Source organism: Agrobacterium sp., from assembly GCF_059499945.1.
On sequence record NZ_JCABZP010000003.1, the window covers coordinates 430,840 to 454,982 of the forward strand.

Below are 24,143 nucleotides of genomic sequence, written 5' to 3' on the forward strand. Positions count from 1 at the left end.
GCCGATCAGCCCTTGTTCTTGTTGTAGACGTCGAAGAACACGGCGGCGAGCAGCACGAGGCCCTTGACCATCTGCTGGAAATCGATGCCGAGGCCGACAATCGACATGCCGTTGTTCATGACGCCCATAATGAAAGCGCCGATAACCGCGCCGGTAATCTTGCCAACGCCGCCGGAAGCCGAAGCACCGCCGATGAAGCAGGCCGCGATCACATCGAGCTCGAAGCCCACGCCAGCCTTCGGCGTTGCCGAATTGAGGCGTGTCGCGATGATCATGCCGGCAAGACCGGCCAGCACGCCCATGTTGACGAAGGTCAGGAAGCTCAGGCGTTCGGTGTTGATACCGGAAAGCTTGGTCGCCTTCTCGTTGCCGCCCATGGCGTAAACGCGGCGGCCGATGGTCGTGCGGCGCGTCACGAAGCTGTAGAGCGCAATCAGAACCAGCATCACGATCAGAACGTTCGGCAGGCCGCGATAGGTGGACAGCTGGTAACCGAGGAACAGAATAGCACCTGAGATCAGCAGATTCTGCACAATGAAGAAACCGAACGGCTCGACGTCGATGCCATGCTTCACGTTCACCACGCGACGGCGCCAGGCCAGATAGAACAGCACGACCGTAATCAGCAATGTCAGGATCATCGAGGTGGTGTTCAGACCTTCGATACCACCGATATCAGGCAGGAAGCCGGTGCTGATGATCTGGAAATCGGTGGGGAACGGGCCAATGTTCTTGCCACCCAGCACGAACAGCGTCAGGCCGCGGAACACCAGCATGCCCGCCAGCGTCACGATGAAGGACGGAATGCGGTGATAGGCGATCCAGTAACCCTGGGCAGCACCGATAATGCCGCCGATGACGAGACAAATCAGCGCCGCAAGAAACGGGTTCATGCCCCATTGCACGGTCAATATGGCCGCGATCGCACCGACGAAGGCGACGATGGAGCCGACCGAAAGGTCGATATGCCCGGCCACGATGACGAGCAGCATGCCCAGCGCCATGATGACGATGAACGAGTTCTGCAGGATGAGGTTGGTCAGGTTCACAGGGCGGAACAGGATGCCGCCGGTGTAGAACTGGAAGAAAACCATGATAGCGACGAGCGCGATCAGCATGCCGTATTCGCGGATATTGGAGCGAATATACGACCCGACCGAGATGACGTTGCTTTCTTCGTTTGTGGTGTTTGCCGAACTCATGAGTTCTTCTCCCCTGAGCGCATGATAGCGCGCATGATGCTTTCCTGGCTCGCCTCTCCCTTCGGCAATTCAGCGACGATGCGGCCTTCGTTCATGACGTAGATGCGGTCGCAATTGCCGAGCAGTTCGGGCATTTCCGATGAGATCATCAGAACGCCTTTGCCGTCGGCAGCGAGCTGGTTGATGATGGTGTAGATTTCGTATTTCGCGCCGACATCGATACCGCGGGTCGGTTCATCGAGGATCAGCACGTCAGGATTGGAGAACAGCCACTTGGAGAGCACAACCTTCTGCTGGTTGCCGCCCGAAAGATTGACCGTTTCCTGGAAGATGCCCGACGAGCGGATGCGCAGGCGCGTGCGGAAATCGCTCGCCACCGTCATTTCCTTGATGTCGTCGATGATGCTGGCATTCGACACGCCGGCCAGATTGGCGAGCGTGGTATTGTGCAGGATGTTGTCGTTGAGCACGAGACCGAGATGCTTGCGGTCTTCCGTCACATAGGCGAGACCGGCATCGATCGCCTTGCGCACGGTGCTGACGTCAACGGGCTTGCCGTCGATCAGCACTTCGCCGCTGATCTTGTGGCCATAGGACTTGCCGAAAACGCTCATCGCAAATTCGGTTCGCCCTGCCCCCATCAGACCGGCAATGCCAACCACTTCGCCCTTGCGCACGGTGACATTGATATCATGCAGAACCTGACGGTCGCGATGCTGCTGGTGATAGGCGTTCCAGTTCTTGACTTCGAGAATGGTCTCGCCGATCGGCACATCGCGCGGCGGATAACGATCTTCGAGATCGCGCCCCACCATGTTGCGGATGATGACATCCTCGCTGATTTCTTCCTCGTGACAGTCGAGCGTCTTCACCGTCATGCCGTCGCGCAGCACGGTGATCTGGTCGGCCACCTTGCGCACTTCGTTGAGCTTGTGGGTGATGATGATCGAGGTCATGCCCTGCTTGCGGAATTCCATCAACAGGTTCAGCAGCGCCTCGGAATCGCTTTCGTTGAGCGAAGCCGTCGGCTCATCGAGGATGAGCAGCTTCACGCTCTTTGACAGCGCCTTGGCGATTTCGACCAGCTGCTGCTTGCCAACGCCGATATCGGTGATCAGCGTCTCCGGCGATTCCTTCAGACCCACCTTCTTCAGAAGTTCGCGGGTACGGTTGAAGGTCTGCTGCCAGCTGATGACGCCGTTCGAGGCGACCTCGTTACCAAGGAAGATGTTTTCCGCAATCGACAGAAGCGGCACGAGCGCCAGCTCCTGGTGAATGATGATGATACCAATATCTTCACTGTCGTTGATGGCGCGAAAATTCCGCACTGCGCCTTCATAGTGGATTTCGCCCTCATAGGTGCCGGCGGGGTAAACACCGGAAAGGACCTTCATCAAGGTCGACTTCCCCGCGCCGTTCTCACCGACGAGTGCGTGGATCTCACCCTCCTTAACCTTGAGGTTGACGTTCTCAAGCGCTTTCACGCCCGGAAACGTCTTGGTGATGTTCCGCATTTCGAGAATGGTATTGGCCATATCGCAATCCAGCGCCCGATTAATTCCGGCGTTTTTATTTTTATGGAAAAACGGGGATGACGCCAAGTCATCCCCGCATGTGTCTTCAGCTTATTTCAGCTGGTCTTCCTTGTAGTAACCGCCATCGACGAGAACCTGCTTGTAGTTCTCCTTGGTAACGGCAACCGGCTTCAGGAGGTAGGACGGAACGACCTTGACGCCATTTTCATAGGTCTTGGTGTCGTTCACTTCCGGCTCCTTGCCCTGCAGAACAGCGTTGACCATGTTCACGGTCACCTTGGCGAGTTCGCGGGTGTCCTTGAAGATGGTGGAATACTGTTCGCCTGCAATGATCGACTTGACGGAGGGAACTTCAGCGTCCTGACCGGAAACGACTGGCAGCGGCTGGTCCTTCGTGCCATAACCAACGCCCTTCAGCGAGGAGATGATGCCGATGGAGAGACCGTCGTAAGGCGACAGAACGGCGTCAACCTTGGCGTCGGTGTAATAAGCGGACAGAAGGTTGTCCATGCGGGCCTGGGCCGTTGCCGGATCCCAACGCAGCGTGCCGACCTTGTCCATGCCGGTCTGGCCGGACTTCACGACGAGCTTGCCGCTGTCGATGTAAGGCTGGAGAACCGACATTGCGCCGTCATAGAAGAAGAACGCATTGTTGTCGTCAGGAGAGCCGCCGAACAGCTCGATGTTGAACGGGCCCTTGCCGTCCTTCACGCCAAGCTTGTCGACAATCGAAGTCGCCTGCAGAACGCCAACCTGGAAGTTGTCAAAGGTTGCGTAGTAGCTGACATCGCCGCTGTTGCGGATCAGGCGGTCATAAGCGATGACCTTGATGCCCTGCTCGCCAGCCTGCTTCAGGACGTCCGACAGCGTCGTGCCGTCGATCGATGCGATCACGAGGACCTTGACGCCCTTGGTGACCATGTTTTCGATCTGGGAAAGCTGGTTCGGAATATCGTCATCGGCATACTGCAGGTCGGTCGTGTAACCGGCTTCCTGAAGCTGCTTCACGATGTTGTTGCCGTCGTCGATCCAGCGTGCGGACGACTTGGTCGGCATGGCGATACCAACGGAACCCTTGTCCTGTGCAAAAGCCGGCACTGCGAAAGAAGCAGCACCGATGGCACAAGCCGCCATCAGCGAAATAATGGACTTCATTAACTCTCTCCCTTGAGCCCTTCTCTGGAGCCCGCATGTTGCGGTGCACCATGAAATTCATGCCGTCAGAGGAAGAAGCCGCGTTGCGCTCACCCCGATTTCGCAATTGCGAAATGGAACAGCTGCCGCTCCTCCCCGGCATTCCGCAAATTGTTCTGAATCCATATAACTGTCAAATAGAATAAATCAGTTTCCATATATCAATTATGATATATTAAATCGATACAAAAACCGATGAGGGGTATAAAACCACGAATGAACAACCAAAAAGTGTATGAGCAGGCGCAAACAACAGAGGCCCTTTTCGTCTTTGAGGACAACCCTTTGCTGCGGGCCGGATTGAAGATGAGCCACCTGCGCATGCTGGTCATGATCGAGGAGCACGGGCAGGTCAGCGCAGCGGCGGCCGCCATGAACATGACGCAGCCAGCAGCCTCGCGCATGCTCGCGGAAATGGAGGCGATCGTCAAATCACCCCTTTGTCAGCGGGCCTCGCGCGGGGTGGTGCTGACGAAATTCGGCGAGGCGCTGGCGCGCCGCGCACGCACCATCCTGCTGGAACTGCGCGAGGCGAGCCGCGAGCTCAACCAGATGAAGTCAGGCAGCGGCGGCTCGGTCTATATCGGCGCCGTCACCGCGCCTGCCATCAGCCTCGTGGTTCCCGCCATAAGGCGCGCCATGGACACCTATCCCGGCATTGAAATCAACGTGCAGGTGGAAAGCAGCAACGTGCTGGCGCGCGAACTGCTGGCCGCGCGCCACGATTTCATCATCGGCCGCATTCCCGATGATTTCGACCCCGGCCTCTTCTCCATCCATGAAATCGGCATCGAGCGCGCCTGTCTTGTCGTGCGCGAAGGCCACCCCCTGCTGCGCGGCGAGCCCGTGACCCTGCAGGATCTCTCCGGTTACGACTGGGTTTTCCAGCCGCCCGGCGCGCTTTTGCGCAGAACCATGGAGGATGTCTTTCTGACCCACGGCGTCACCATGCCGCGCAACATCATCAACACGCCCTCCATGCTTTTGACGCTCGCCCTCATCTGCAACACCGATGCGATTGCGCCGATCGCCCAGGACATGGCCGAATTCGTTGCCGGCCAGCAGGCCGATATCGGCCGAACCCGCATATTGCCGACAGATTTCGAACTGGTTGTGAAGCCCTACAGCATCATCACCACCAAGGGCCGGGTTTTGCCGCCCAGCGCCCGCCTGCTCTACGATCTGGTTCTGGATGAGAGCCGCAAGCTGACCGGCCCGTAACGGCGGCAAGCCAGACACCACCTTCACAGTGCATAAAGGCCGGATAGTCAGACCGGCGAGGGAACAGCCGCATGCTCTTCGGACAATCCGTTTTCCAATCGGTCGTCGAAAGGCTGAAACAGGAAAAAGAAGAGGAAGGCGTGGAACCGCCACCGCCCGCCGGTCACCGCATTGCCGGTTTCAGCTCGGGTTTCGTCCTCGACACGCATATCGAAGCGCCGCTGCCCTCGAACGGCAATCTCGATGCCTATCTCGCCTTCATGGCTGAGCCCGCGCCACCGCCGGAACCTCAACCGGAGCCCGAGCCGGAAGCAATGCCGGCTCATCTCGAAAAGACCTCGCTTGCCGATGTCTCCGCGGAACTGGCGATCCACGAAACCGACACGGCCGCAACGCTTGCGGAAAAGCGGCGCGCTTTTGCCCGCCTCAATCATCCCGACCGGGTGAAGCCGCAATTCCGGCACAATGCGACGCTGCGCATGACGGCGGCCAATCTCCTGATCGACCAGGCGATCCGGATGTTGCGAACGCGCGAGCATTTCCGCTGAAAATGCCGGGTCGCCTTATCTCGGAAAATATATAAAACGGAAGATGAGCGGCGCTTCAGCCCGCATCGTTCTTATCGGTGGGCGTGCTTTCGGCGGCGGGCTCATCCGTGCCATTCCCGCCCTTGTCGGCATCGCTTGCGGGTTTGAACTTCAGCAGCAATTCATAGGCCGCATAAGCCCCGACGCCGGCAACGATAGTTCCCCAGAAAAACTCGCGATTGACGAATTCGATGACGGCCCATGCGGCGCAAAAGCCGACAATGAGCAACCGGACCCACAGGGGGCGATAAAGCGGATGACTCGTATCGATATTCAGCATGGCGTTCCCGTCCCGGGCCTTTCCAGTCGATCGCATGATTGCGCCTTCACGCCACAAGACGTGAAGATGCTTATGCGTCTTGGCGGTTTCGCGGGAGAATTGCAACGCAATTCGGCCCGCTGCCGATCAGGCTGACGTGAAAGACCAGCGCGGGAAGATGGTTGCCGATATCGCAAACCATGGAAAGACGGGAACATCAGGCCGCACCCTGCAGCCGCCCAGCACCCGGACTGCCCAAGGCTCTCTTCGACGGTCAGTCGCGCAGGCGTCCGAGCAGAGCCAGAAGCTGATCGCGCGCCTTCTTGCCGCCGATCCGGTCGATGAGCTTTTCCTCACGGTCCCGCCAGGTATTGGAAAGCCGGTCGAGAAGGCTGCTGCCTTCCTCCGTCATGTCGAGGAAATGAACGCGCCTGTCCTCTTCCGATTTGCGGCGGACAAGCAGCCCCTTCTCTTCCATGCTGTCGACGATCGCGACGAAATTGGCCCGCTGTATGCCGAGCGCTTCAGCCACATCGCTCTGTTTGAGGCCCGGATTACCGCCGACGATGACGAGCACGGAAAAATCGGCGGGCCGCAATCCCTGCTCGGCCAGCACATCGGCAAAGCCATTTGCCACGGCAAGTTGCGAGTGCCGCAAGTGATAGCTGATCGCAGTCGTCAGCAACCCATAGTCGATCGCCGTGAGGTGCGCCGCTTCCGCGCTGCCGCTTTCGGCCTTTTCCGTCCGCGGCCCGTTGCTGTGTGCCAATCGCAAAGCCATCCGATCCCCCGCCTGATTCGTTCCTTTACCTTGCCGAAATCATAACCGACAACGTTGCGAAACTGTATCCCAAATAAATGTAGATGATACTAATATTGTATAATAATTTGACAGTTAATCGCCGGCGAAGCAACCACGGACTCCGGATCGCGGTTGGCAAAACAGAAAAAGTATGACTATTTACCCACCAATTTTGAGGGGCTAAAATCGACTCCCGCGCCGTGTTTGAAAGGCATTGCAGCAATCCGGCCGCCACTTCGATAATAGGGCAGGACAACGGTCTGGCTCGGCGATAACATACTACTTATAAGGGAAAATCTATTCCGGTAAAAACACAATACGTCAAACGACGTAACGCCCCGCCGCCACGGAAAAGCGTGCGATGACCTCACAACACGCCCTCACGCCCGGCCCCGCCCGAAAACAGGCTAACTTTCGCAAATCTTTGATTTTTAGACGTTGATGCGGAAACAAAGCTGAGGTATGAACCAACCGCTGCACGCGATTCAAGCGTGACTGCTGCACCCGTAGCTCAGCTGGATAGAGTGTTGGATTCCGATTCCAAAGGTCACAGGTTCGAATCCTGTCGGGTGCGCCATTTATCTTACCCTGACATCGTTTATGGCAATCCTCCACTTAGAAGGCTGCATAGAGCTTTATGCCTGTCTTCCAAAGCGACTAACCCCTTCGGCGCGGGTTCTGTGAACATATTCCTGTAATCACCCGGATGTATTTGCCGCAATATGGCTACAATACTCCTGATCGACGGGTCTGGTTGGGTTGCTCCAGCATGAGCCATCTGGCGGGGTAAAAGGGAAAGTTAATCCATGAAAATCAAGGCAATTATTGCTGTATCCGTATCAGTTCTCATCCTTTCAGGGTGCCAGACGAACCCCAGTTTCGAAAGGGATCAGGAAGTCATAGGAGGAAGTCCCGCCGTCAAACGCAGGGCGGTTCAAAATTGCTATGAAACAACCAAGAAAAAGTCCAAGAGTTCCAAGATTGCCGTGGCTGAAGCCATGAATGTCAGCCCGAACAGCAACGTCGACATGATCTTCTGCACGCGATTAATCGACGCCATCGCAAGCAAGCGAATTACATACAACGATTTGGATAGCGGAAGCCCAGCCTTTATTCGCGCCATGCAGGCCAGATAATTTCCGATCCGGCAAATCTTTCGGATAGGAACGGCGGTCTGCGGAAAAGTAAATAATTCCGACATGCAGCGCTCAAAAAATGCCGCGCGGGAGATCAGGCCCGTGCGGCATTTTTCGTTCTCAGGCGGGCGGGCGATATCAGGCCCGCCAACCCCAGTCATACACAACCCGGCGCCAGGACCATGGAAGCGCCCTGAAATAGCGATCAGAACTCCTGCCAGTCGCCCTTTGTATCGACAGCGGCGTTGCCCGAAAACGCCGAGGCGATCTTGCGACCCAGCGCGCGGACGGGGGATGCCACATATTTGTCGTTGCCGGCGGCGCTGCGAACCGGAGCAGGCTGGCTTTTTTGCTGATAAGCGCCATCGGCGAGCCTGAACTGGGAGAGCAGCTGGTTGAGCGACGCCACTTCCTTGGCCAGGCTGTGGCTCGCGGCATTGGTTTCTTCCACCATCGCCGCGTTCTTCTGCGTGTCCTGGTCCATCTGGTTCACGGCCGTATTGATCTGCTGCAGGCCGGAGGATTGTTCCTGCGCAGCCTCCACGATGGAGACGACGTGCCGGTTGATTTCCTGCACTTCAGAAACGATGGTCTCCAGCGCCTTTCCGGTGTCACCGACCAGCTGCACGCCCTGCTGCACCTGGTCGTTCGATGTGGTGATCAGGGCCTTGATCTCCTTCGCCGCGTTGGCGGAGCGCTGGGCAAGCTCACGCACCTCCTGCGCCACCACGGCAAAGCCCTTGCCGGCCTCGCCCGCACGGGCGGCTTCCACACCGGCATTCAGCGCAAGCAGGTTGGTCTGGAAGGCGATCTCGTCGATCACGCCGATGATGTTGCTGATCTCATTGGCCGATTTGGCGATCTGCTCCATGGCGACCACGGCGCGGCGCACCACCTGGCCGGATTGTTCGGCGCCCGCCTTGGCGCGGCTGACGATCTGGCCCGCCTCCTGCGCGCGTTTGGTGGAATCCCTGACCGTCGTGGTGATTTCTTCAAGCGCAGCGGCTGTTTCCTCCACGGCTGCGGCCTGCTGCTCGGTGCGCTTGGCCAGATCGTCGGCGGCAGACTTGATCTCGTCCGCGCCCGCACCGATGCCGCTGGCGTTCTGCGCCACCTTGGTCAATGCCGCCTGCAGCTTTTCGGCGGACGTGTTGAAATCGTTGCGAACGCCATCCAGCGTCGCGGTAAAAGGCTGGCCGATGCGATAGGAAACATCGCCTTCCGAAAGCTTCGAGAGGCCGGCTGCGAGATTGTCGACGGCGAATTTGACATCGGCCGCCTCCGTTGCCTTCTGCTGCTCCCGCTCGATCCGGTCTTTCTCCGAGAGGCTGCGATTGGCTTCGGTTTCCTGCTCGAGACGAATGCGCTCGACGGCGTTTTCGCGGAACACCTGAACGGCTTTCGCCATCTGGCCCACTTCATCCCGGCGCGCCGTGCCGTCAATCTCCGAGGCCGTTTCACCGCCGGCAAGCGACACCATGCGCTCGCGCAGACGGGCAATCGGCGTTGTGATACCACGAGACGCCACGAACAGCGCCAGAATGATGCCGATCGCAAAAGCAATGCCGACAACCACCAGGGAAGTGAAGATGGTCGAATTGGTCTTGTCGGTCAGATCGTCGCTTCCCTTGACAACACCCTTGGCAAGCTTGTCCAGAAGGGCAGAGATTTCATTCCCGGTCGAGCGGATCAAAGCGTCGGCCTTCATAAGTTCAGCGGCAGATTCCTTGTTGCGATCGGTCGAACCGAATTCCACGGCTTTGTCGGTCGAGGTGATTATGCCCTGAGCCTGGCCCAACAGCTTGTCCAGCCCCGCAGCTTCCTCCGGAAAAATGGTTTTGACATGGTTGAGGCGCGATATCAAAGCCACCTTGTCTGTCTCGTATTCGTGCTTGACGATCTTGAAGTCAGGAATGTTGGTGTCGTAAGCCATGACCTGATAGGCGCCATAAGCCATGGCCTGCAGGTTGCGGTTTGCCCGCGAAAGCTCCACCAGAGCGGCGTTGTCGTTGGCAATAAAATACGAATAGGCCGTGTCCGTCCGCTTGTAGTGCATGGACATGAAGGCTGTGGCGCCAAGGCCGACAATGCAGAGCGGGAGAATGAGCGACAGGATTTTGATGCGGATACTGGCGTTTTGAAGAAAAGACACGGGAACCTCAGGTCATTGAAAAACCGCTCCTTCCCCGTGCCGGAGGTGTTCGGCGAGACTGACATTGCACGTCAAGCGCCTCGATCATCGAAGCTCCGCTAGCCGTATCATCGGCTCTCAACGCATCTGCTTCATGCATGCGCCGGGAAAGCCGCCTGTCCCTTCAAATACGGACAGGCCGCGCCGCCCTAGATGGCATGGCGGCTCCGCAAGCAAAGCGGAAACGCCACGCCGAATTTCGAGGAAGGGAATGAAATCAACCGGTTCTTCAGCCGGTGCACCTTCCGTTTGTTTTCCAGAAAAATGATTATAGTCAAAAACTTTATAATTCCTTCACGACCACCGGTGTCAGCGGCTAGAGGCAAAAGAACGCGATCTTCGTGCGTCGCTCCGTCGCTGGAAGATCAGGGCGACAAGGGCAAGCCCGGCCATGGCGGCGAATATCAATGCTATGTCGCGATAGGCGCCTGCAAAACCGACCCGGGCAATCCATGGCTGGCTTGCCAGCGGCGAGATGAAATGCCCGAGAAACATCGAAGCGGTGACGATGCCGGCGATACGCCCGCGCAGTCTGAGCGGCGCCAGCATGATGGTGGTGGACATGATGCCCGGCATCACCACGCCAAGGCCAAACCCCACCACCGCAAGCGATGACAGCATGGCAACCAGCCCTTCGGCCATGGCAAGCAGCGCAAAACCCGTCGCCATCGACACCAGCCCGGCGGCAATGATGGCGGTCACGCTGACCCTTGCCCGCAATCGCCCGAAATTGAGCGCCGCCAGCGCCCCGGCCAGATTGAAAATGCCGATGGCGTATCCCGCAATGCTGCCGGAAAACACTCCGAGCTCCCGCAGGAAGAACGGCAATTGCGAGGGAATGGTGTAAAACAGGGCATTGACGAGAAACACCGCCAGCGCCAGCACACCCACCAGTAGCCAGTTGACCGCAAAGTCCTGTTCGCCGCCGGCTTTTATACGGCTGTCGCTCCTCACCGGTTCCGACAGAAAGAACAGGGCCGCCGGCAGAATGAACAAGGCGACGGCATAGACCGCGAAGGGCGCACGCCAGTGCAGATCCGCCAGCAAACCGCCCGCCACCACAAAAACCACGCCGCCGATCTGGGTGAAGGCCTGTTGCAGGCCGAGATAACGCTCCCGCGCCGGGCCTTCGAAATAATCGCCCACCAGCGCCGTGCCGATCGTCATGATGGCGCCGATCGCCAACCCCAGAAAAGCGCGCCCGACGAGCAGGCCGACAAGGCTATCGGCAAAAAGGCCGGACATGCCGGAAAGGCTGTAAAGCAGGATCGCGCCGAGCAGCAGCCGCTTGCGGCCGAAGCGATCCGCCAGCACACCGGCAATGGGCGCGCAGAAAGCCACGAAGACCGAGGGCAATGTCAGCACCATGCGGCTCATGATATCCACATGCGGCGTCGACAGGAAAGTCTGCTCGATGGCCGGCAGCGAAGGTGCGACCGTGGTTCCGGCCATGATGGTGAGCGTGGCGACGAACAGGAGCGTCACTTTCAACGCGAAGGATTTTTCGGTCATTCTCACGCCCCCTTGTAAGGTGTTGCGGACCGCGCCTGTTTCAGCGCCCGCGCCCACCAGCCAAGCTTGTTCATCATCGTCTCCAGCGCGCCTGCCGCCGCCGCGCCGGCATCGAGCTGGCCGGCGGCATCGACACGATCCCAGGGATTGGCGAAGCTGACGACATCGCGGATCGTTACCGCATGCAGTTCCGCAAAGACGGGGCGAAGCTGCTCGGTGGCGCGCAGGCCGCCGGAAATCCCGCCATAGGACACGAAGGCCACCGGCTTGGCGCCCCATTCGTCATAGGCGGAATCGATCAGCACCTTCAGCGCGCCGGGGTAACTGCGGTTATATTCCGGGGTGACGACGATGAAGGCATCGGCGCCATCGAGGCTTTGCCGAAGCTGCCGCACCGAGGCGCGCTCGGGCGCGTGGTCCTGCGGCAGATCGAGTTCGCGCGGGTCGATGACCGCCAGCTCCAGTCCCGGCAGAGCCCTCAGCTGGTCAAGCAGCCATTGGCCGACAACATCGCAGAAGCGCGGGTTGCGGGCGCTGCCAAATATGATCCGTATGGAAAGTGTATCATCGCTCATGGAACGTCCTTCAACAGTGTTCCATGTCCTGATAATTCCTCAACTATAGTTGAGGTCAATAGCCGCGTACAAAAAAAGCGGCAGGTTTTGAAACTGCCGCTTTGATTTATGATGGTGGCGTTGAAAAGCGACGCCGGGCTTCAGGCCGCCGCGCGCCGCAACGCTGTGGCAACCTTGTGGATATGCGCCGCACCAATGCCGCAGCAGCCGCCGATCATGGTCGCGCCCGCATCCGCCCAGGAGCAGGCAAAACGGGAATAAACATCGTCTGTCAGATCGGCGCGCGTGTCATGCAGCCCTTCATTGGCGGCGGAATCACCCTGCTCGCCTTCAAAGGCATTGGCATAAACGCCGATTTCCAGTGACACACCCTTTTCCGCGAAGACGGCGGCGGCCGTCTCAACCGCGGCTTTCATGACTTCCGGCTTGCTGCAATTGAACAGAAGGGCGGCCGCGCCCGATTGCGCCGCCCATTCGGCGGCCGCCTTGACCGTTTCACCGGAGCGAAGCGCAGGCTCGCCGCCGGTCGCAGCCGCATCATCATTGAGCGTGAAGGAAATCCAGAACGGTTTGCCAGTCGCGGCAACGGCTTCACGCACCGCCTCGCCCTCGGCGATCAGGCTGAGCGTCTCGCCGAGCCAGACGTCGACATGAGGCGCGAGATTATCGACCAGCACCTTCAGATAGGCCTGCACCCGGCCCGCATCGAAATTCTGCGGCTCATAGGAACCGAAGATCGGCGGCAGCGAACCCGCCACCAGCACCTTGCGGCCGGAGGCATCCACCGCTTCGCGCGCCAGCTTACCCGAAAGGGCGATCAGCGATGCGCCGTCCTTCTGGAAACGCTCTTCGCCGATGTGGAAGGGCACCAGCGCATAGGAATTGGTGGTGACGACATCGGCGCCGGCTTCGATGAATTCCTGGTGCACCTGCCGCACGATCTCAGGCGCGTCGATAAGCGCCAGCGCAGACCATTCCGGCTGTTTCAGCACGGCGCCGAGCCGCTGCAATTCGCGGCTCATGCCGCCGTCGAGGATACGGATTGTGCTCATGGTCATAACTCCCTGAATATTTATCGCCGGACGGGCACCTGCTGTTCGATAAGGCCGAAACAGCGGGCGATGATGGCGGTGAGAATGAGATAAAAGACGGTGACGACGATCAGCGGCTCATAGACGAGCAGCGTGTCCTGCCGCACCTTGTAGGCGACGGCGTAGAGATCCATGACAGTCACGGTGAAAGCAAGCGGCGTCGCCTTCAGCTGCATCACCACCTCGCCGGCAATGGTCGGCAGCGCGATGCGGATGGCGCGCGGCAGCCAGATGCGGCGAATGAGGGTGAAGCGGCCCATGCCGAAAGCCCTGCCCGCCTCCAGCTCGCCTTTCGGCACGGCCAGCAGCGCGCCGCGCAGAACTTCCGCCTCATAAGCCGCATAATTCAGCGTGAAGCTGACGGCCGCGAAGAAGAATCCTTCACGCAGCACCGGCCACATGAAGCTTTGCCTGATGCCGGGGATCATCGGCAGAAGCGAGCCGACGCCGTAATAAAGCAGCCAGAGCTGGATGAGCAGCGGCGTGCCCCGGAAGAAGGTGCAATAAGCCCGCGCCAGGATTTTCGTCGTCCGCCCGCCGCTCACCTGTGCGAAGGCGAGCCCGATGGCCAGAAGAAACCCGATGCTGACGGAGATGACAAGCAGCGCCACCGTCTGCCATGCACCCGAAAGAAGAAGCGGCCAATATTTCGCGACCCATGAAAAATCCATGCCGTCCCCTCCTCAGGCCAGGGCCGGCTGGCCGCGCCGCACGCGGCGTTCGACCAGCGAAAAAACGAGGTTCGAAACAAGCGTGATGGCAAGGTAAAGCAGGGCGGCGGCAAGGAAGAACAGGAAATATTGCTTGGTGCTGGCCCCGGCCAGCCGCGTCGCGAGCGCCAGTTCCTGATAACCGACGACCGCCACCAAGGCGCTGTCCTTGGTCACCGCAAGCCAGAGATTGCCAAGCCCCGGCAAGGCGTTGGGCAAAAGCGCCGGCAAGACCACCCGGCGGAACCGTAGGGCGGGTGACATGCCGAAGGCGCGCGCCGCCTCGATCTGCCCGCTCGGAATGGCAAGGATCGCACCGCGCAGCACCTCGGTCATATAGGCGCCCTGCACGAAGCCCAGAACCGCAACGGCGGCAACGAAACCGTTGACCTCCAGCGGCGGCATACCAGCCAGCAGCAGCAGCCGGTTGAGACCGTCAGTACCGGCATAATAAAGCCCGACGATGAGGATCAGCTCGGGAACTGCGCGGATCGCGGTGGTGTAGAGGCTGAGCAGCAGGCCAAGCGGCCTGTTGCCCGAAAGCTTGCCGAGCGCCCCCGCCATGCCGATGGCAAGGCCGATCAGATAGGCGCCGGCGGAAATGGCAAGCGTCGACGCCGCACCCTTCAACAGGGTGCCGCCCCATCCCGGAGGATAGGGAGACAGAAGTTGCAACGTGGTTTCAAGGCTTGCCATATGCGTGACCGATCAGATCGAATTACTGCCCGTAAATATTGAAGCTGAAGTACTTCTTGCTGATCTCGTCATATTTGCCGCTGGCGCGTACGGCGGCGATTGCCGCATTCAGCTTGGCCTTGAGTTCGGTGTCTTCCTTGCGCAGGCCACCCGAAACGCCGAGACCGAGGATTTCCTTGTCGTCGGCGACATCGCCCATGTCGGCGCAGCAATCCTTGCCCGCATCGCTCTTCACGAAAGCGTCGAGGACGATGGAATCGCCGAAGACATAGTCGATACGGCCAGCCGCGAGATCCTGAAACGCCTCGTCCAGCGTCTGGTAGGTCTTCTCATCGGCGACACCGGCGAAGTACTTCTTGTAATATTCAGACTGGATCGTGGCCACCTGAATGCCGATGGTCTTGCCCTTGACGTCCTCGGCCGTCGCACCCGCCTTTTCGCCCTTGGCGCCGATCAGCTTGCTCGGCGTGTTGTAATATTTATCGGTGAAATCGATGATCTTCTGACGCTCTTCCGTGTTCGACATGGAGGACCAGATGACGTCGAATTTCTTCGTCTGCAGCGCCGGGATGAGACCATCCCAGGACAGTTCCACGATCGAGCATTTTTCCTTCATTTCGGCGCAGACGGCGTCCATGAGGTCGATTTCCCAGCCCTGCCACTTGCCGCTGGCGTCCTTGGCGAAGAAGGGCGGATAGGCCTCGTTCATGATGCCGAAGCGCACATCGGCGCTGGCGGTGAAGGCGGAAAACGCAAATGCCGTTCCGGCAAGCAGCGTGGCGAAGAATTTCATTCAAGTCTCTCCTGTTAAAACGGACTGTCAGGCAAAAGGGTCAATTGGCCAGCGCGCCGGTGAATTCCCGGCAGCGGGCGCTCGTGGGGTTGCCGAACACCTGCGCCGGCGGCCCCACCTCCTCCACCCGGCCCTGATGCAGAAACACGACCTGGGAGGACACATCGCGCGCAAAGCGCATCTCGTGGGTGACGAGCAACATGGTGCGGCCTTCCTCGGCCAGATCGCGGATGACCTTCAGAACCTCTCCCACCAGTTCCGGATCAAGCGCCGAGGTGGGTTCGTCGAACAGCATCACCGCCGGTTCCATGCAGAGAGCACGCGCAATGGCGGCGCGCTGCTGCTGTCCGCCGGACAGGAATGCCGGATAGGCGTTTTTCTTGTCGTAGAGCCCGACCTTGTTCAGCAGGGCTTCGGCCTTTTCAACCGCCTCCTGCCGCTTGACGCCGAGAACATGAACGGGCGCCTCGATGACGTTTTCCAGAACGGTGCGATGGGCCCAGAGATTGAAATTCTGGAACACCATGCCGAGACCGGTGCGCAATTTTTCCACCTGCCGCCAGCTTTTCGGCACGGCCTTGCCGTCGCGGCCGGTTTTTGTGGCGATTTCCTCGCCATTGATGATGACACGGCCGCGATCCGGCGTTTCGAGAAAATTCATGCAGCGCAGAAAGGTGCTTTTGCCGGAACCGGAAGACCCGATGATCGAGATGACATCGCCCTTATGGGCCTGCAACGAAACGCCCTTCAAAACTTCATGCGTGCCGAAGCTCTTGTGGATGTCATCCGCTTCGAGCGCGCAGGCGCCTGTATCTGCCATCGATTGACCTAGCCGATCCGTTTTTTAGTGCCGCCGCGTCGATACCCCCCGGGGGTTGCGATGCGACTTGCACAATAACAAAGACTTGAGCCGCGCATGTTTAGCGAAAATAGCTGCAGACGCGCGCAACAATCGGCTCTTTTACATATTCGCAACGAAAAATCATTTCAAAATATCACCTGGAACGAACAACCGGGGAAACCTGCCGCCGTTGGGGTATCGGGGCCGCCCCAGTTCTGTCCGGTTCCCCCTCCGCCTCGTCCTCCACGAGGCTGGCATTGGCCTGCAGATGCAGGCCCATCACCGCCACGATGAGGAAGAACCAGACGAACCCGGTGCTGAGGAAAAACAGCGTTTCCAGAAAGCCGTAGAGCAGCACGTAAAGCCATACACCGACATAAAGCCGCGTCAGCGGACTGTTGCGCGTGGCGTCATTCATTTTGCCGAGATACTGCAGCGGCAGGAGATAGATCCACACCATCACCAGCATCAGACCCGGCACGCCGCCGGCCAGCAGAAGGTCGAAATAACCATTGTGCGAATCCGGCGCGGTCGTCGCCCAGGTATTGTTCTCGGTAAAACTCGACATCAGGGCGTCGCTGCGCCAAAAGGCCTGATAGCCATATCCGAGGAGCGGGCTTTGCCTGATATAGTCGATGGCGACGGTCCAGATATCCCTTCTGCCGGTAAAGCTGGCATCAAGCCCCAGCTTCGTCAGCATCTGCGAAAAGACAGGATCGACGGTGGTACCGACGGTCACCAGCGCGAAGACCGCCAGAAACAGGGTTACGACCGGGTAGCGCCAGCGAGGCCAGCGCAGGATGAACCAGCCTGTCGCAATGATGATCGGCATCAGCCCAAGCGCGGTCTTGCCGCCGGACTTGACCAGAAAGACCAGCGACAGCAACAGCACCGACAGCCCGCCGATGAAAGACCAGCGCTTGCTGAGATAAATGCCGACGATGATCAACACCGCCATGACCGAGGCGGCCTCGTTCTTGTGGCGGAAAACCCCGCGCCAGTCTCCCGCCAGAAGCGGTTCCAGCGCATCGCTTGCCTGGTGGATCGAGCGCGAGGGCAACACGGTGATTCCGAAATAGCACAGGAACAATATGATCAGCGCGCATGTGGCGAGCAGCGTCGTGAAATGCCGCTCCGTGCGCGGCAATTGCAGGAAACCGCCGGCAAGCACACAGATAATGGCGCACATGACAAGCCGCCTGAGCGAAAACAGCGGCGCTTCGCCCGCCACCGAAGTCAGGACAAACCAGCCGAAAATCGCCGCCATCAGCAGGCGCGGCATGAAGAGGATGGAAAACGACCGCTCCTTCGCCATGAAGGCCAGGAAACTGAAAAACAGGATGATCGCCGTCAACTGGTTGAGCAGGTTGGACCCGGCCGCCATGGCGGAGCCCTGATAGGTCGATGAGAGCGAGATATAGGGCGAAAAGCCGACCGTGAAATACAGGAAAGTCACGTAAAACAACGCGTCCCGCCAATAGCCCCGCCGCTGTTCTTCATGCGCTGCATCCATAAGGGGTTTTTCTCTCCCTCTTTCCTGAAGCCACCCGCATTAAAACTCGTGCTTCTCATATTCGATAATACGAATATCCCCCGCAAATCCTATTTTTTAGTTATCCGTGATGCACGGGCAAATAGCACCGCGATCGTCCGCTTTTTTCTCAGGAAACCGAAAGCGGGAGGCAAAGGACGAGACAGTCATTTCCAAAAGTTAAACTTCAAAACCCAAAAAAGCGTCCGCGAAAATTGGTCCATATTTCATCCTTCGGTTGCTTAACTAAGTATATTTTGTTAACCTCAAATGAGGCAGGGCCAGTAAAGTAACAAGCTGATATAATAACATTTTATCTTAATACGAACATTTCCGGACCTAGTGGATTGCCGGTTTTATATCTATATTAATACATTCAAATATACGCTTCCTATGGTTGATTTCATCAATGCGCGAAAGCTGGAGGCCGAGGGTGGACGTTCCGATACACACCAATATGGGCGATGGCGATAGTGGGCAGTCGCCACAACGCCCGGTTCAGCCAGGTGTCTCCGGTGTTCGCCCCATGCGCAGGGACGACGTTCCCGCAGTCGAGGCCGTGCTCAACAGCGCTTTCAAGAAGAACGGGCAAGAACGGAACTTCAATTTCCGCTCCTATATCGAGAAACTGTTTTTCGGCAGTCCCGCCTTCAGCCCGGAGAACGGCAGCGTTGTCTACGACGCCGGGGAGAACAGGGTCACAAGCGTCATCCTCGCCGTGCCCATGCGTTTCGTCGCGAACGGGAAAACCATTACCGCAAGGCTGCTCTGCGCCTTCGCATCTGATGGGAAACAGGGTGCGCTCGGCGCGGCGCGCCTGTCTCGGGGCATGCGGGCATCCAAACACGACATGCTGTTCTCGGACACGGCTTCACCCGTTAGCGCCGATCACTGGGTGGCGACCGGGGGCAACATGTTGCCGATTGAAAGCCTGCAATGGCACAAGGCGCTCAAGCCCTTCTGCACCATTGCCCTGCGCATGCCGCGCCGTTCCAAACTGGCCAAAACCACACTTGCCCTGACCACGCTCGGTTTCGTGGATGGAATCCTCAGACGCTGGAAAAAGGGTCTGAGACCGCAGGAGGCGGCCGGCGCCACGGTAAAAACCGTTGACTACGAAACCTTCCGCCGCAGGGCGCTCACGATGATCGAGCGTTTTTCCATTCGCCCGGAATGGTCTCACGAGGAATTCCACTGGCTGATAGAGATGAGCAGGGCCAATGAAAGCCTCGGTGAACTGAAGGGCGTGATGATCGAGAATGCCGAAGGCCATGCCATGGGTGCTGCGCTGTTTTTCGGCCAGCGGGGACGAACGGCCTATGTGCTCAATCTCGTCTGCGATGCCGGCTGCGAAAACGATGTGCTCAACACCCTGTTCCGCCATTTCGATGACGAGAACTATGCCCATGTCACCGGCATGTCGCAGCCGTTTCTCATCAACGCGCTTTACCGCCAGAACCACATGAGCTTCCGCCATGACGGTTATTTCTGCATGGCGACCCGGGATGACGAGCTGAGGGAAAAGGCGCTGGCCGGCGATATCTATATTGGCGGGCTGTGCTCGGAAAGCTGGAGCAAGCTCATAACAGACTACTGAGGCCTCCACCCGGCAACGGGACGGAGCGCCGACTGGGCACCCTCAAGCCTAGCTGAACCGCCCGACGTTGGCCGAGATGAGATGGCGCAGCGCTTTCGCATAACGTTTGGAGCGCGTCTTGGCAGCCAGCGCGCTGGTCCAGTCCACCATCGACCCGTTGATATCGAAATCGCCGAGCTGTCCCTCGGGAATATCGCCCTTTTCGATGCGCTCGACGATGGACGCGAGTGCCGCATAAAATTCCGGCGAGCGATAGGGCGGATGCAGCGAATACATGCCCTTGCCCGTGCCGAGAAAATCGAGCCGGTGGACGCCGCTGCGCATCATGTTGGTGCTCAGCACTTCCTCGGCGGGCATGGAGACCGGCTGCTGGTTATAGGCATAGGAGCGGATGCGCCGTTTGACATCGGGCCGCAGCAACTCCAGCGAACCGATCCGCTTCGCAAAACGATCCATGTCGATCAAGAAAAGGCGGGTGGACACCGTGGCGAAACGCCAGGTGGGAATGCGTGACGGCAACTTGCGCGGCTCAGGGATGTTCTTCACGCCGGGCATGCCGACATGGCGGGAAATATCGAGATCGCCGCGCACCGTCGGCGGCCCCGAAAAGGGCGTGATGCACAGCGCATCCGGATTGGCCTTCTGCAGCGCGATCGCCTCGGCGAACCAGCTCTGGCTGCCGCCGCCGAACATCATGTCGCTGTCCATATGCAGCACATAACGGGCATTGGCGCGTTTGATACCATGGAAATAGACATGGAAAGGCCCGCCGTCGAAAGCCTTGGCGGGATAGGGAATGGGTGAGCGGGAAAAGAAGGTCTGCGTCACCGCGCTGCGCGCCGCATCGCTGTAATCGACGATATCCACATGCAGATGCGGATAGTTGGTCTGCATTTCCTCCAGCATGTCGAAGAGACGCTGGCGCGCCGCATCAAAACCGTTGCCCTTGTAGCGGCCTGCCCCCACCTGGCCCGTATCGACGGTCAGGAGAATGCGATCCACCTGTCCGCCCCAGACCCTGAGCTGATGCGGCAGGGTCAGGGCCGCATGCGGAGCATCGAAGGGATGGAGGTTGATTTGCAGCGCCTTTTGCACGGGAGGAAGCGGCATTTCAGCATTCATAGTCATGCACCACGGTTCCGGAATTCATTGATGACGGCCATCATGGGTTTTTCGTTGAAACTCCAGTCGAGCGGCAGCGGCCGGTTGGCGGTGCCGTCGCGACGCGGATAGGCCCAGCGGATCCAGCTATATTGATCCGAAATGCCCCATGTGGTGATGGAGGAAAGCGGGCCGCCTGCAGAAGCTGCTTCCAGAAACTCGCGGACCTGGCCGGTGATCAGCATGTCGCGCTCGGCCTCCGGCGCCGGCAGCGTCTGGTCCATCACGTCAAGTTCCGTCACCAGAACGGCAAGACCGTAACTGCGCATTTCCGTCGTGAAGGCGGCAAGCTCGTCCTTGGCGATCGGCCAGCCGCCGCGCAAATGCCCCTGGAGGCCGATCGCGTTGATCGGCGCGCCCTTTTCGAGCAGTTCGAGGATGAGATTGCGGAAAGCGGCGCGTTTGGCCGGCGATTTCTCGACGGCAAATTCGACGTCATATTCGTTGAGCACGAGCTGCGCCTTCGGATCGACCGCATGGGCGATCTCGAAAGCCTTCTTGATGGCATCAGGCCCCGCGCCATAATACCAGGCATCACGCCGCGCACGCACATTGCCCGGCACGTCGGGGATCGGTTCGTTGACCACGTCCCAGCTGTGGATCACGTCCTTGTATCGCTCCATCACGGTAACGATATGGGTCTCCATCAGCTTTTCGACCTTCATGCCGCCGCCGATGCTCGCAAGCCAGGGCGCGTTGGAGGCATACCAGATCAGCGGATGGCCATGCATGGAAAGCTTGTGCTGACGCGCGAAGTTGGCGATTGCATCCGCAGCGGTGAAATCGAACGCTTCAGCCGAAGGCCGCAGAACCTCCCATTTCATTTCGGTGACGGGGGTGATGCGCGAGCAATATTTCACCACCGCCTCGCCGATGCGGCTATCGGCGGTGAGGTCAGGCAGGTAGACGGCCGCGCCATAGGGGGCGGTTTTGATCGTGGCTTTCTTCTGCGCGGCAAAGGCCGGGCCGGCCACGGCATGCAGCAGGCCAGCGCTTGCCGCACCACCCAGAAAATTCCGCCGCCCGATCCGCATCAACCCGCCTCCGCAACCCCGGCGCATCGGCGTCCGGAAGGACGCACCGCGCTTTCATTCTCAAAACATAACATTCCAATCATGCCAAAAGGATATTAAAGATTTGCAAGGTTAACCGACGCTATACCACGTCATAATTGGTGAGCTCCGCTTAATGCGGTAGTAACTTCACTGTGAGAATGCTTGGGCCGCCCCTCATGGAGTTGAAAAGCTTGGTCTCCGTTTCGATTGTCATTCCCGTTCGCAATGGCGAGCGTTACATCGTGGAAGCGATCGAAAGCGTGTTGCTGCAGGGCGAGACCATCCGCGAAGTGCTTGTTGTCGATGACGGCTCCACCGACACCACCGCGCAAAAGGTGGAAGGTTTTTCCGATCCGCGCGTGAAACTTCTGGCCCGGCCGCAGGGAAGACAGGGCGTTTCCGCCGTGCGCAATTTCGGCCTGTCGCAGGCGCGCGGCGAATGGACGATGTTTCTCGATGCCGACGACCGTCTGAAACCGGGCGCCATCGCAGCGCTTTGCGCCGGCATTTCCGGCCCTGAAGTCGTCGCCGTCTATGGCGATTACGAGCGCATCGATGAAAACGGCGTCAAGATCGGCCGGCGCAATCTCATTCGCCGCCGGGAAAAGCCTGACGGTTTTATTCTCCAGCCGCTGCTCGGCGGAAACTTCATCGTCAACGGCGGCATCATGCTGGTCAGGACCCGCATCTTTCAGGACTTTGGCGGTTTCGACGAGACCTTGCGTTATGCGGAAGACTGGTACGGCTGGTGCAGGCTCGCCGCCGCCGGCCGTTTTGCCTATCTGCCCGGCCGCCATGTGCTCGACTACCGGGTGCACAGGACGAGCGTGATGATGAACAGGCTTTTGACCTTCCGGGATTGTGAACCGGCCATCGAAGCCGTGTTTTCCGATCCCGCCATCATCGCAGCCGTCTCCCCGCAGGAACTGCGACGGCTTCGCCGCAAGTCCGAAAACCACATGAATGCCTATACCGTGGCGCAGGCCTTTCGCGCCCGCCGCTACCGCGAGGCCTTTTCGGCGCTTGCCGATACCTTCCTCAACCGCCCGCGCCAGAGCCTCAGGGCCGTCGTTTTTTCCGCCGCCGCACTTGCCGGAATTTAGGAGTTTCCATGTCCGAGATCATGCCGGAAGCGGTGGTGTGCATTCCAAGTTTCCGCCGGCCGGAAGGCCTGAAAAAGACGCTCGCATCGCTCGCAGCCCAGAAGGTCGATTTTCCCTTCGCCGTCGTCGTTGTCGATAATGATGGCGCAGGCCAGCAGGGTCTCGCCGTCGCGCGCGCCTTTTTCGCCGAGAGCGGCATGGCCGGTCAGGCGCTGGTGGAACCGACGCAGGGCAATTGTTACGCCATCAACACGGCCTTCCGTACCGCCCGGCAGACTTATCCTTCGGCTGAGTGGTTGCTGATGATCGATGACGACGAGGCCGCCTCCCCCCAATGGCTTGCCGAAATGGTTTCGGCTGCAAAGTCCTTCGGCGTCGATATCGTCGGCGGACCGGTCAACCGCGAATTCGACGCCCCGGCTTCGAAGGCGGTTTTATCGCATCCACTGTTCGGCTCCATCGAAGCGCCGACCGGCCGGGTCGAGCAAATCCACGGATCGGGCAATTGCCTGATCTCCCGGCGGGTGTTCGAAACCCTGCCGAAACCGGAATTCGACGTGCAGTTCAACTTCCTCGGCGGCGGCGACATGGACTTCTTTACCCGCTGCCGCAAGGCCGGTTTTAAATTCGCCTGGAATGCGCAAGCCGTCATTATCGAATATGTGCCGGAAAGCCGCATGGCGCCGCGCTGGATCATGGAGCGCTCGCTCCGCACCGGCATCATCAATTACAGCATCGACCGCGCCCGCCGCCCCGGCCTGAAAGGCGGACTGCAGCTTGCCGCCAAAAACGCCGTCAGCCTGTGCCTGTCGCTGGTGCGCGCCGTTTCCGCCGGGTTGAAAACCGGCGCACTGCTGCCCGCCACCCATCCGCCGCTGATGTCCATCGGCCGGGTGATGGCAAGCCTCGGCATCACGCTGACGCCTTACAAGGCGCCGGCGAAGAAGACCTGAAGTCTCCAATCACTCCAGCCGTGGTTAGCTCAGGGTCTTTTCCCTGCCGAGCGAGATTGTATTTATAAGCCGTTTCTGCAAACCGAACGACGAAAAGGCCGTCGCAAGGACGAGCAGCGGCACGAGCACCGGCCAGAAGAAACAAAGGACAATGCCGGTTACCCGATAAAAATCCCAGCTCTTATCGCGGCGGGCGCCTTCGATATAGGTCATGGCGAGAGAGGTAACGGTGCCAATTCCATATATGAAAAGAGAAATGGACGTAATCACCATTGGTGGCCTCGAAATATCTCTGATTCGAATAAATTTATAATATTTGTGCAGTGTAGCGCACCCGTTCGCAGTTGCAACGGGTTTCGGCGGCGAAGCGCATCGATTCAATATGTTAGAGAAATCTC

23 protein-coding genes and 1 tRNA gene are annotated in these 24,143 nt (G+C 59.0%); 7 read left to right on the forward strand and 17 right to left on the reverse strand.

Annotation, left to right across the window (positions count from 1 at the left end):
• Window positions 1-5 precede the first annotated feature (5 nt).
• The 3 genes from gguB to chvE all read right to left on the reverse strand — a co-directional run bounded on the left by gguB (window position 6) and on the right by chvE (window position 3,892).
• Window positions 6-1,202 (reverse strand): sugar ABC transporter permease GguB, encoded by a 1,197-nt coding sequence (gguB, locus tag AC5I5B_RS04255; RefSeq protein ID WP_020809403.1) that lies wholly within the window; start codon window positions 1,200-1,202, stop codon window positions 6-8.
• Window positions 1,199-2,737, reverse strand: coding sequence for a sugar ABC transporter ATP-binding protein GguA (gene gguA / locus AC5I5B_RS04260; RefSeq protein WP_111834150.1), 1,539 nt, complete (start codon window positions 2,735-2,737; stop codon window positions 1,199-1,201). The genes gguB and gguA overlap by 4 nt, the downstream gene beginning before the upstream one ends.
• A gap of 90 nt (window positions 2,738-2,827) precedes the next feature.
• Window positions 2,828-3,892 (reverse strand): sugar ABC transporter substrate-binding protein ChvE, encoded by a 1,065-nt coding sequence (gene chvE, locus AC5I5B_RS04265; RefSeq protein ID WP_060725212.1) that lies wholly within the window; start codon window positions 3,890-3,892, stop codon window positions 2,828-2,830.
• Window positions 3,893-4,147: 255 nt separating this feature from the next.
• Between chvE and AC5I5B_RS04270 the strand changes: the two genes are divergently transcribed.
• Window positions 4,148-5,152, forward strand: coding sequence for a LysR family transcriptional regulator (locus tag AC5I5B_RS04270; RefSeq protein WP_003509470.1), 1,005 nt, complete (start codon window positions 4,148-4,150; stop codon window positions 5,150-5,152).
• Between the two features lie 71 nt (window positions 5,153-5,223).
• Entirely contained in the window at window positions 5,224-5,700 is a 477-nt protein-coding gene (locus tag AC5I5B_RS04275) for a hypothetical protein (RefSeq protein ID WP_111834151.1), read from the forward strand.
• Window positions 5,701-5,755: 55 nt separating this feature from the next.
• Here the strand turns inward: AC5I5B_RS04275 and AC5I5B_RS04280 are convergent, their stop codons facing one another.
• Both AC5I5B_RS04280 and AC5I5B_RS04285 read right to left on the reverse strand, forming a co-directional pair.
• Window positions 5,756-6,019 carry a hypothetical protein gene (locus AC5I5B_RS04280; protein WP_107675885.1) on the reverse strand — a complete coding sequence of 88 codons (264 nt, stop codon included), beginning with the start codon at window positions 6,017-6,019 and terminating at the stop codon, window positions 5,756-5,758.
• Between the two features lie 253 nt (window positions 6,020-6,272).
• Window positions 6,273-6,779, reverse strand: coding sequence for a MarR family winged helix-turn-helix transcriptional regulator (locus AC5I5B_RS04285; protein ID WP_020809385.1), 507 nt, complete (start codon window positions 6,777-6,779; stop codon window positions 6,273-6,275).
• A 521-nt stretch (window positions 6,780-7,300) separates the two neighbouring features.
• Between AC5I5B_RS04285 and AC5I5B_RS04290 the strand changes: the two genes are divergently transcribed.
• Window positions 7,301-7,377: transfer RNA gene (locus AC5I5B_RS04290), tRNA-Arg, on the forward strand.
• Between the two features lie 229 nt (window positions 7,378-7,606).
• Complete coding sequence (locus tag AC5I5B_RS04295) at window positions 7,607-7,936, forward strand: hypothetical protein (protein ID WP_060725215.1); 330 nt, start codon at window positions 7,607-7,609, stop codon at window positions 7,934-7,936.
• A 205-nt stretch (window positions 7,937-8,141) separates the two neighbouring features.
• Here AC5I5B_RS04295 and AC5I5B_RS04300 read toward each other — a convergent pair whose 3' ends face one another.
• The 9 genes from AC5I5B_RS04300 to uppW all read right to left on the reverse strand — a co-directional run bounded on the left by AC5I5B_RS04300 (window position 8,142) and on the right by uppW (window position 17,858).
• Window positions 8,142-10,088 carry a methyl-accepting chemotaxis protein gene (locus AC5I5B_RS04300; protein WP_060725216.1) on the reverse strand — a complete coding sequence of 649 codons (1,947 nt, stop codon included), beginning with the start codon at window positions 10,086-10,088 and terminating at the stop codon, window positions 8,142-8,144.
• A 348-nt stretch (window positions 10,089-10,436) separates the two neighbouring features.
• Complete coding sequence (locus AC5I5B_RS04305) at window positions 10,437-11,639, reverse strand: MFS transporter (RefSeq protein ID WP_111834152.1); 1,203 nt, start codon at window positions 11,637-11,639, stop codon at window positions 10,437-10,439.
• A 2-nt stretch (window positions 11,640-11,641) separates the two neighbouring features.
• Complete coding sequence (locus tag AC5I5B_RS04310; protein WP_003509456.1) at window positions 11,642-12,214, reverse strand: NADPH-dependent FMN reductase; 573 nt, start codon at window positions 12,212-12,214, stop codon at window positions 11,642-11,644.
• Window positions 12,215-12,354: 140 nt separating this feature from the next.
• A complete protein-coding gene (locus AC5I5B_RS04315) occupies window positions 12,355-13,266 on the reverse strand; it encodes a homocysteine S-methyltransferase family protein (RefSeq protein WP_111834155.1) in 912 nt (303 codons plus the stop codon).
• Between the two features lie 20 nt (window positions 13,267-13,286).
• Window positions 13,287-13,976 carry an ABC transporter permease gene (locus AC5I5B_RS04320; RefSeq protein WP_020809379.1) on the reverse strand — a complete coding sequence of 230 codons (690 nt, stop codon included), beginning with the start codon at window positions 13,974-13,976 and terminating at the stop codon, window positions 13,287-13,289.
• Window positions 13,977-13,988: 12 nt separating this feature from the next.
• Entirely contained in the window at window positions 13,989-14,711 is a 723-nt protein-coding gene (locus tag AC5I5B_RS04325) for an ABC transporter permease (RefSeq protein ID WP_035213481.1), read from the reverse strand.
• Window positions 14,712-14,733: 22 nt separating this feature from the next.
• Entirely contained in the window at window positions 14,734-15,504 is a 771-nt protein-coding gene (locus AC5I5B_RS04330) for a transporter substrate-binding domain-containing protein (RefSeq protein WP_003509438.1), read from the reverse strand.
• A 40-nt stretch (window positions 15,505-15,544) separates the two neighbouring features.
• Window positions 15,545-16,324, reverse strand: a complete 780-nt coding sequence (locus AC5I5B_RS04335) for an ABC transporter ATP-binding protein (protein WP_111834153.1) — start codon at window positions 16,322-16,324, stop codon at window positions 15,545-15,547.
• A gap of 175 nt (window positions 16,325-16,499) precedes the next feature.
• Entirely contained in the window at window positions 16,500-17,858 is a 1,359-nt protein-coding gene (gene uppW / locus AC5I5B_RS04340) for a Wzy-type polysaccharide biosynthesis protein UppW (protein ID WP_020809376.1), read from the reverse strand.
• 544 nt (window positions 17,859-18,402) lie between these two features.
• Between uppW and AC5I5B_RS04345 the strand changes: the two genes are divergently transcribed.
• Entirely contained in the window at window positions 18,403-19,473 is a 1,071-nt protein-coding gene (locus AC5I5B_RS04345; protein WP_060725220.1) for a hypothetical protein, read from the forward strand.
• A gap of 48 nt (window positions 19,474-19,521) precedes the next feature.
• Here the strand turns inward: AC5I5B_RS04345 and uppG are convergent, their stop codons facing one another.
• Entirely contained in the window at window positions 19,522-20,595 is a 1,074-nt protein-coding gene (gene uppG, locus AC5I5B_RS04350) for a polysaccharide biosynthesis glycosyltransferase UppG (protein ID WP_060725221.1), read from the reverse strand.
• 2 nt (window positions 20,596-20,597) lie between these two features.
• Entirely contained in the window at window positions 20,598-21,668 is a 1,071-nt protein-coding gene (uppI, locus tag AC5I5B_RS04355) for a polysaccharide biosynthesis UDP-hexose transferase UppI (protein ID WP_495752371.1), read from the reverse strand.
• Between the two features lie 212 nt (window positions 21,669-21,880).
• On the opposite strand from uppI, the gene uppH reads away from it, so the two are divergent.
• Both uppH and uppJ read left to right on the forward strand, forming a co-directional pair.
• A complete protein-coding gene (gene uppH / locus AC5I5B_RS04360; protein ID WP_236762497.1) occupies window positions 21,881-22,792 on the forward strand; it encodes a polysaccharide biosynthesis endo-1,4-beta-xylanase UppH in 912 nt (303 codons plus the stop codon).
• An 8-nt stretch (window positions 22,793-22,800) separates the two neighbouring features.
• A complete protein-coding gene (uppJ, locus tag AC5I5B_RS04365; protein ID WP_065695276.1) occupies window positions 22,801-23,745 on the forward strand; it encodes a polysaccharide biosynthesis UDP-hexose transferase UppJ in 945 nt (314 codons plus the stop codon).
• A 24-nt stretch (window positions 23,746-23,769) separates the two neighbouring features.
• Here uppJ and AC5I5B_RS04370 read toward each other — a convergent pair whose 3' ends face one another.
• Window positions 23,770-24,018: a hypothetical protein gene (locus AC5I5B_RS04370; RefSeq protein ID WP_060725224.1), complete on the reverse strand. Its 249-nt coding sequence runs from the start codon at window positions 24,016-24,018 to the stop codon at window positions 23,770-23,772.
• Between the last annotated feature and the right edge of the window lie 125 nt (window positions 24,019-24,143).